This is a genomic window from Caulobacter sp. P1_B12_2, assembly GCF_056406675.1.
The window spans coordinates 1-7960 of record NZ_JBFTZS010000202.1 but is presented as its reverse complement, the minus strand read 5'-3'; the positions used below and the strand labels follow the sequence as shown (position 1 = coordinate 7960).

Sequence of the window (7960 nt, the reverse complement as noted above, 5' to 3'; positions counted from 1 at the left end):
GGGCCAGGTCGGCGGCGCTCTCGGCCCCGGCGCTCTCGGCGCGGACGGCGGCCAAGGCCGTGTCGGCCTCGACGCGTTCCGCCTCGAAGCGGGCGATGGTGTCGTCCAGCGACTGGGCGCGGGCCTCGCGCTGGGCGGCCTCGCGCTCATAGCGGGTCACCTGCTCGCGGGCTCCGGTCAGCAGGCGTTCGGCGTCGGGTGGACCGCGCCTTCTATCTCGCAAGGCTTCTTCCGCGACCCGTAGTGCGTCGGCGGCGGTCTTCAGCGCGGCGGTCGCGGCCTCGGCGCGGGGGGCGACCTGGTCGATCTCGGCCTCGACCTCGGCCAGGCGGGTGCGCTGCTCGAGCCGCACGGCGGCCGGCTTGGGCGCGTCGGCGCGGGCCACGAAGCCGTCCCAGCGCCACAGGTCGCCCTCCTTCGAGACCAGCCGCGCGCCCACTGGCAGGCCCTTTGCCAAGCGGTCGCCGTCGGCCCGCGCCACGACGGCCACGTGCGACAGGCGGGCGGCCAGTTCCGGCGGGGCCTTGATCAGCGGGGCCAGCGGCGTCGCGCCGTCGGGCCAGGCCACGGACGAGGCCTCGGCGCCGGCCCAGAATGAGGCGGCGCGGGGATCCAGGGCGGCTTCCAGGTCGTCGCCCAGGGCGGCGGCCAGGGCGGCGCCGTAGCCCTTCTCGGGCGTCACCGCGTCGAGAGCCGGCGAGAAGCCGCTCTTGGCGCGGGGGGCGGTCAGTTGGGCCAGGCCCCGGGCCTCGGTGCGCAGGCGGCCCAGCTGGTCCTCGACCTTGCGAGCCAGGTCGCGGGACTGGGCTTCGACGGCGGCGGTCTTGACCCGGACGGCCTCGGCCTCTTCGAGCGCGGCGCGGGCGGCGGCCAGACCCGCCTCGGCGTTGGCGAAGCGCTGGCGGGCCTCGGCGGCGGCCGGGTCGACCACGGGGCCGACAGCGGCGCGTTCGGACTTGGCCTGCTCGAGGGCGCGGACGGTGCGGGCCAGGCGGCTTTCGGCCTCGGCCAGGCGCTGGGCGGCGGCGCGGGCCCGGGCCTCCTCGGCGGCGGCCCGGGCGGCCAGCTGCTCGACCTCGCTGTCGGCCTTGGCGCGGTTCTCCTCGGCGGCCTTGGCGGCGTCGGCCAGCTCCGGGCCGCGCGCCGGTGCGGCGGCGATCTGGGCGCGCAGCTCGGTCAGCTCGGCGTCGGCGCGGGCCAGGGCCTGGACGGCGTCCTGCAGGCCCTGCGCCTCGCGGGCCCGGTCGTCGTCGATGCGGGTCAGGTCGGCCGACAGCCGCTCGAACTCGGCCTGGGCCGCCTCCGCCTCGCGCTCGGCCCGGTCCTTCTGGATGGCCAGCTGGCCCAGGATCGCCTGGGCGATCGAGGCCTCCTCGCGCAGCGGCGGCATGGCGGTTTCGGCCGCCAGGATCGCGGTCTGGGCGGTGGCGGCGGCGCGGGCGGTGTCTTCGACGCTTCGGGCCGCTTCGGTCGCGTCGCTCTGGGTGCGGTTGAGGGTGTCGCGGGCCTCGGTCCAGCGGGTGTAGAGCACGGCGCCCTGTACGGCGCGGATCTCGGCCGACAGGCGCTTGTACTTCTCGGCCTGCCTGGCTTCGCGGCGCAGCCGGTTCAGGGCCACTTCCAGTTCGCGCGCCACGTCTTCGAGCCGCGTCAGGTTGGTTTCGGCGGCCCGCAGCCGCAGCTCGGCCTCGTGGCGGCGGGTGTGCAGGCCCGAGACCCCGGCCGCCTCTTCCAGGATGCGGCGGCGGTTCTGCGGCTTGGCGCCGATCAGCTCGCTGATCTGGCCCTGGCGGACCAGGGCCGGCGAGTTGGCGCCGGTCGAGGCGTCGGCGAACAGCAGCTGGACGTCCCGCGCCCGAACCTCGCGGCCGTTGATGCGGTAGGTCGAGCCCTCGCCCCGGTCGATGCGGCGCACCACCTCCAACACCGGATCGTCATTGAACTGGGCCGGGGCGGTGCGGTCGGCGTTGTCGATGGTCAGGGTGAYGTCGGCGTGGTTGCGGGCCGGGCGATTGCCGCTGCCGGCGAAGATCACGTCGTCCATGCCGCCGGCCCGCATGGCCTTGGCCGAGTTGGCGCCCATCACCCAGCGCAGGGCTTCCAGCAGGTTGGACTTGCCGCAGCCGTTGGGCCCGACGATGCCCGTCAGGCCCGGCTCGATCCGGAACTCGGTCGGTTCGACGAAGGATTTGAATCCTTGAAGGCGCAGGCGCTGGAATTGCACGTGCGCCCTTCCCTCAGCCCTTGGCGGGCTTGCTTGGGGCCGCCTTGGCGATCGCGGCCGCGAAGGTCTCGATGGGCTGGCCGCCCTCGAGGCGTTCGCCGTTGATGAAGAAGGTGGGCGTCACCTCGATCTTGTCGCGGGCGGCGGCCTTCTCGACCCGGGCGTTGACCGCGGCCAGGGCCGCCTTGTCCTGCAGGGCGGTCGTGAATTGGGCCTCGGTGAGGCCAAAGCCCTTGCCGATCTTCAGCAGGCCGCCCCACAGGTCTTCGCTTTCGTAGATCGCGGCCTGCTGGTGGAAGACCGCGTCGAGCACCTCGAAATACTTGGCCGGTCCCATGCGCCGGGCCAGCAGATAGCCGGCGGCGGCGAACTGGTAGGGCTCGGTCAGGAACTCGCGGAACACGTACCGGACCTTGCCGGTGTCGATGAACTGCTTCTTGAAGGCCGGGAAGACCTCGTTGTTCCAGTGGGCGCAGTGGGTGCAGGACAGCGAGGCGTACTCGACCACCTGCACCTTGGCCGTGGGCGAGCCCAGGGCCATGTCGCCCTCGGCCGCCGGCAGCGGCGCGGCGCGCGCGACCGTCGGGACGGCGACCAGCGCCGCGCCCGAAGCCGCCAAGCCTGTGCCGATCAGGGCGCGCCGGTCGAGGATCATTTCGCGGCGGCCTGGGCGGCGGCGATGGCGGCGTCCAGCTCGGCCAGCGAGGCCTCGCCGCCGTCGTCGCCGTGGATCTTCTTGCCGTTGACGATGAAGGTCGGAGTGCCGGTGATCTTGGCGTCGGCCTGGTACTTCTCGACCCGGTCGTTCAGGGCCTTGAGGTTCTTCTCGTTGGTGACGCAGCTGGTGAACTGGGCTTCGTCCATGCCGGCCGACTGGGCGACGCGCAGCAGCACGCCGCGATAGTCGCCCGTGGTGAACATCTCTTCCTGCGAGCGGTAGACCGAATCCAGCACCGAGAAATATTTGTCCTTGCCGGCGCAGCGGGCCATCAGGAACGAGGCGGACGCCACCTGAACCGGCTCGGTCAGGAACTCGCGGTAGACGTAGTTCACGCGACCGGTGTCGATGTACTTGGTCTTGAAGGCCGGGAAGACCTCGTTGTTCCAGCGGCCGCAGTGGATGCACGAGGCCGAGGCGTACTCGACGACCGTGACCTTGGCGTTGGCGTTGCCCAGCGACATGTCGTCGGCCGAGACCGACTCCTTCTTGTCGCAGCCGGCGAGCGCGACGCCCAGAGAGGCGGTGAGGGCGACGGCGGTCAGGAGCCGGCGGGTCAGCGAACGCATGTGATCTTCCCTGGGATAGGCGTGAACAGTGAAGTTAAGCGCGATTCTTTAGTCGCGTGAAAAGGGCGCGGGTAAGGCGTCGCATCAGCCTATCGAACGTGCGGTTGTCAATCCAGCACCGGGGCGGGAGACGCCGGCTCAGCGTGGATCGCGCAGCACGCCTCGGCCCAGCTTCAGCAGGGCCTCCTTCAGTCCGCCCTCGGGCTGGTCGGCCAGGCTGTCGGCCAGGTCGCGTTCCTGGGCGGCGTCCAGCGGCGGCTTGCGGCGGGAGCGGGCGGCGACGGGCGCGGCCTGGGCCTTCACCGGCCCCTGGACGATGCGCAGCTTGGTCACCGCGCCCTTGCCCAGCAGCAGGTCCAGCCGCTGGGTGATCTGGGGGGCCTGGTGCTGGATCAGCGAGGCCACCGGCCCGTCGACCCGCAGCTCCAGGGTGCCGCCTTCGCCGGTGCGGCTCTTGATGACCCGGACGGGCTCGGTGCGGCGCGCCAGGGTCTCGCCGACGATCTCGCGCCAGCGGGCCTTCAGTATGCTCGGGCCCTGGCCGAACTTCTCATCCAGCTTCTTGATCAGCGGGGCCAGCGACTTGCCGGCCGGCGGCGGCGGGCGCCTCTGCGGACGCGTGCGGCGGCGCTTGAGGATCTCGAGGGCTTCTTCCGCGGTGGGCAGGGGGCGACGGCGCATGGGAGGAGAGTAGCAGACGGAAACCGCTGGCGGGAGCGATCAACAACGGCTGTCATCCCGGGCGTAGCGAAGCGTAGACCCGGGACCGCCGGAAACGCGGCGCTCACGCGTTGGTCCCGGATCTTCGCGCTGCGCGCTCGTCCGGGATGACAAGTTTGGTAAGGCTCTGTCATAGCTCCCGCATGCTCGACATCCCCGCCCTCCGCGCCGCCCTGCTGGCCTGGTACGACGCCCAGGCGCGGGACCTGCCCTGGCGCACCGGGCCGGCTGCCGGGAAGACGGGGCTACGCTCCGATCCCTACCGTGTCTGGCTGTCGGAGGTGATGCTGCAGCAGACCACCGTGCCGCACGCCACGCCCTATTTCCTCAGCTTCACCCAGCGCTGGCCGACGGTCTCGGACCTGGCGGCGGTGGAGGACGGCGACCTGATGGCCGCCTGGGCGGGGCTGGGCTACTACGCCCGGGCTCGCAACCTGCTGGCCTGCGCCCGGGCCGTGGCGGCCGACCATGGCGGCGTGTTTCCCGACACCGAAGACGCCTTGCGCGCCCTGCCGGGCGTGGGCGCCTACACCGCCGCCGCCGTCGCGGCCATCGCCTTCGACCGCGAGGCCAATGTGGTTGACGGCAATGTCGAGCGGGTGATGGCGCGGCTATTCGCGGTGGAAGACCCCGTGCCCGACGCAAAGCCGGAGCTCAAACGCCTGGCCGGCGAGCTGGTCACCGCCGAGCGCCCGGGCGACTGGGCCCAGGCGCTGATGGACCTGGGGGCCACGGTCTGCCGGCCCAGGGGGCCGCTGTGCGACCGCTGTCCGATCCAGGCTTGGTGCGCGGGGTTCAAGACCGGCGCGCCCGAGACCTATCCGCGCAAGACCAGGAAGGCCGACCGGCCGTGTCGGTTCGGGGTGGCCTACGTCCTGACGCGCGGCGACGCCGTCGCCCTGGTCCGCCGCCCGCCCAAGGGCCTGCTGGGCGGCATGCTGGGCCTGCCGACCAGCGACTGGCGCGCCACGCCCTGGACCGACGCCGAAGCCGCCGAGGCCGCGCCCGCCGCCGGCGCCTGGCGCGACTTCGGGACCGTGGAGCACGTCTTCACCCACTTCTCACTGACCCTGCGGGTGCTGCGGGCCGAGAGCAACGGCGAGGGCGATTTCGCCTGGACCGACCCTGAGGGACTGGGCGCGCTGCCGAGCGTGTTCCTCAAGGCCGCGAAGGCGGGGACAGACCGGCTGATCTGAACAACAACCCGCTCATCCCGGCGAATGCCGGGACCCAGATCCCAAAGCGATGTAGCTGATTGGAAGAGCTCAGCGTTTTTGGCATCAGCTTCAACGCCATTCCATCTGGGTCCCGGCATTCGCCGGGATGAGCGGAGTTAGATCTAGTTCATTCCCGCCCGCACCTGGCTGCGCAGGACGTCGATAGGAGCCAGGCCCGCGTCGGTCTTGAAGTGCCAATAGGTCCAGCCGTTGCAGGCCGGGGCCGACTGCACCAGGGCGCCGACCTTGTGGATCGAGCCGGACAGGTCGCCCACCGTGATCGAGCCGTCGGCCCGGACCTTGGCGGCGTGCGAGCCCTTGGCGCAGTACAGGGTGTCGCCGGCGTTGAGCAGGCCGGCCTCGACGATGTTGCCGAACGGCACGCGCGGCTCGCTGCGCTTGCTGCCCATGACGTCCAGGTCGCCGGGGGCGATCGGCACGACCTTGGCGATGCGAGCCTTGGCGTGCTCGATATAGTCGGCCTCGCGCTCGATGCCGACGAAGCGGCGGCCCAGGCGCTTGGCGGCGGCGCCGGTGGTGCCCACGCCGAAGAACGGATCCAGGATCACGTCGCCCGGCTTGGTGGTCGACAGGATCACCCGGTAAAGCAGGGCTTCCGGCTTTTGGGTCGGGTGGGCCTTGGCGCCATCCGCGCCCTTGATGCGCTCCTCGCCGGTGCACAGCGGGAGGGTCCAGTCCGAGCGCATCTGCACTTCGTCATTGGCCATCTTCAGGGCGTCGTAGTTGAAGGTGTAGCGCTTGGCGCCCTGGCTCTTGGAGGCCCAGATCAGGGTCTCGTGAGCGTTGGCGAAGCGGGTGCCCTTGAAGTTGGGCATCGGGTTGGACTTGCGCCAGATGACGTCGTTGAGGATCCAGAAGCCCAGGTCCTGTACGGCCACGCCGACGCGGAAGATGTTGTGATAGCTGCCGATCACCCAGATCGCGCCGTCGTCCTTCAGCACCCGGCGGGCGGCCTTCAGCCATTCGCGGGTGAACTTGTCGTAGGCGGCGAAGCTCTCGAACTGGTCCCAGTGGTCGTCGACCGCGTCGACCTTGGAATTGTCCGGACGCAGCAGGTCGCCGCCCAGCTGCAGATTGTAGGGCGGATCGGCGAAGATCAGGTCCACGGACTTCTCGGGCAGGGCGTTCATCGCCTCGATGCAGTCGCCCTGGATGATGGTTTCAGGCCCGAAGGACATGTCCGCTTCCCGTTAAAAACACTGAGCGGAATCATGAGTCTTGATGGTTACGCCGGAGTGAACGGGCATGGTTACCGGCCTGTTAACCCCACGCTTGGGTGTGGATTGAGTCCGAATAGACTCAGAAACCCCAGGCGCGACGGAGTGGATGCTTGATGTTCCTGTATTGTTCTGAAATGCTGGCGGCCTGATTTTCCGAGGGCGCCATGGCCGTCATTCGCGGACTGATCGCCGCCAGCCTGGACGGCCATGTCGCCGACCTCGACGGGAGCGTCGAGCCCTTGGCGCCGTTCGTCGGCGTCGAGCACGGCTATCAGCGGTTCATCGACCAGATCGGCACGGTGGTGATGGGCCGGCGCACCTACGACCTGATCCCCAGCCTGGGGATTGGGTGGCCCTATGCCGGCAAGCGCGGCCTGGTGCTCACCTCGGGACGCGGGACCAGCGTGCGCGAGAAGACGCGGTTCTGGACCGACGGCCTGCCGGCCCTGATCGACCATCTGCGGGCGCTGGACGACGGCGACGTCTGGGTGGTCGGCGGCGGGCGGCTGATGGCCGGGATGATCGAGGCCGGGGCGTTGGACCGCCTGGAGTTGCTGGTCGCGCCGGTGCTGATGGGCGAAGGGCGGTCGCTGTTTCCGAAATCCTCACGCGGCCTGCGGGACATGCGGCTGAACGGCGTTGAGGCCTTGGAGCGCGGGGTGGTGCTGCTGGACTACGGGCTGAGCTATCGGCCGGTTCGAAAGCTCTCCGTGGCGTCCTGACGGGCGAGGTGCTCTAGACCTCGAGCGCGTCGTCAAACACGGCATCGTCCAGGGCCAGCTCGCCGGACAGCGCCAGCTTGACCGGCGCCCAGCTCATCCGGTGGATCGGCGACGGACCCAGGCGTCGCAGGCCTTCCACGTGGACGGCCGCGTGATAGCCCTTGTGGCCGGCGAAGCCGTAGCCGGGATAGACCGTGTCCATCTCGACCATGATCCGGTCGCGGGCCTCCTTGGCCAGGATCGAGGCCGCCGCGATCGAGCAGGACAGGCTGTCGCCCTTGACCACGGTCTTGATCGGGCAGGGCAGCTTGAAACGGTAATTGCCGTCGACCAGGGCTATGTCCGGCTTCACCGACAGCCCCTCGATGGCCCGGCACATGGCCAGGCCGGCGGCGTGCAGGATGTTGAGCTCCTCGATCTCCTCGATCGTGGCCAGGCCGACGCACCACGCCACCGCGACCGACTTGATCTCGATCTCCAGCGCCGCGCGCGCCTTGGCGGTCAGCTTCTTGGAGTCGTTGAGGCCCTTGGGCACCCGCGCCGGATCCA

General features: G+C 70.5%; 8 protein-coding genes. 2 read left to right on the top strand and 6 right to left on the bottom strand.

Translation table 11 applies throughout. The features are described from left to right. The 4 genes from AC1DZ6_RS13835 to AC1DZ6_RS13820 form a co-directional block, all read right to left on the bottom strand. The coding region (locus AC1DZ6_RS13835; RefSeq protein WP_477097742.1) for an AAA family ATPase at positions 1 to 2224 on the bottom strand (2224 nt) is incomplete at its 3' end. 13 nt (positions 2225 to 2237) lie between these two features. Continuing rightward, positions 2238 to 2879 carry a thioredoxin domain-containing protein gene (locus tag AC1DZ6_RS13830; RefSeq protein ID WP_477097741.1) on the bottom strand — a complete coding sequence of 214 codons (642 nt, stop codon included), beginning with the start codon at positions 2877 to 2879 and terminating at the stop codon, positions 2238 to 2240. Further along, positions 2876 to 3511: a DsbA family protein gene (locus tag AC1DZ6_RS13825; protein WP_477097740.1), complete on the bottom strand. Its 636-nt coding sequence runs from the start codon at positions 3509 to 3511 to the stop codon at positions 2876 to 2878. Before AC1DZ6_RS13825 ends, AC1DZ6_RS13830 begins: the two co-directional genes overlap by 4 nt. A gap of 138 nt (positions 3512 to 3649) precedes the next feature. After that, positions 3650 to 4192: a DUF721 domain-containing protein gene (locus tag AC1DZ6_RS13820; RefSeq protein ID WP_477097739.1), complete on the bottom strand. Its 543-nt coding sequence runs from the start codon at positions 4190 to 4192 to the stop codon at positions 3650 to 3652. Positions 4193 to 4374: 182 nt separating this feature from the next. On the opposite strand from AC1DZ6_RS13820, the gene mutY reads away from it, so the two are divergent. Continuing rightward, positions 4375 to 5427, top strand: coding sequence for an A/G-specific adenine glycosylase (gene mutY, locus AC1DZ6_RS13815; RefSeq protein WP_477097738.1), 1053 nt, complete (start codon positions 4375 to 4377; stop codon positions 5425 to 5427). Positions 5428 to 5570: 143 nt separating this feature from the next. Here the strand turns inward: mutY and AC1DZ6_RS13810 are convergent, their stop codons facing one another. Next, on the bottom strand, positions 5571 to 6647 hold the full coding sequence (locus AC1DZ6_RS13810; RefSeq protein ID WP_477097737.1) for a DNA methyltransferase: 1077 nt from the start codon (positions 6645 to 6647) through the stop codon (positions 5571 to 5573). Between the two features lie 206 nt (positions 6648 to 6853). Between AC1DZ6_RS13810 and AC1DZ6_RS13805 the strand changes: the two genes are divergently transcribed. Beyond that, the gene (locus AC1DZ6_RS13805; RefSeq protein WP_477097736.1) at positions 6854 to 7411 is read left to right on the top strand and encodes a dihydrofolate reductase family protein; all 558 of its coding nucleotides are present in this window, start codon (positions 6854 to 6856) and stop codon (positions 7409 to 7411) included. A 13-nt stretch (positions 7412 to 7424) separates the two neighbouring features. On the opposite strand, the gene AC1DZ6_RS13800 is transcribed toward AC1DZ6_RS13805, so the two are convergent. After that, on the bottom strand, positions 7425 to 7960 hold a 536-nt coding region (locus tag AC1DZ6_RS13800; protein WP_477097735.1), incomplete at its 5' end, for a ribonuclease HII.

What these genes read in the sequence shown, in the direction of transcription:
- AC1DZ6_RS13805 (WP_477097736.1), top strand. Translation starts at nt 6,854, where the DNA reads ATGGCCGTCATTCGCGGACTGATCGCCGCCAGCCTGGACGGCCATGTC.
- AC1DZ6_RS13830 (WP_477097741.1), bottom strand. Translation starts at nt 2,879, where the DNA reads ATGATCCTCGACCGGCGCGCCCTGATCGGCACAGGCTTGGCGGCTTCG.
- AC1DZ6_RS13810 (WP_477097737.1), bottom strand. Translation starts at nt 6,647, where the DNA reads ATGTCCTTCGGGCCTGAAACCATCATCCAGGGCGACTGCATCGAGGCG.
- AC1DZ6_RS13825 (WP_477097740.1), bottom strand. Translation starts at nt 3,511, where the DNA reads ATGCGTTCGCTGACCCGCCGGCTCCTGACCGCCGTCGCCCTCACCGCC.
- AC1DZ6_RS13820 (WP_477097739.1), bottom strand. Translation starts at nt 4,192, where the DNA reads ATGCGCCGTCGCCCCCTGCCCACCGCGGAAGAAGCCCTCGAGATCCTC.
- mutY (WP_477097738.1), top strand. Translation starts at nt 4,375, where the DNA reads ATGCTCGACATCCCCGCCCTCCGCGCCGCCCTGCTGGCCTGGTACGAC.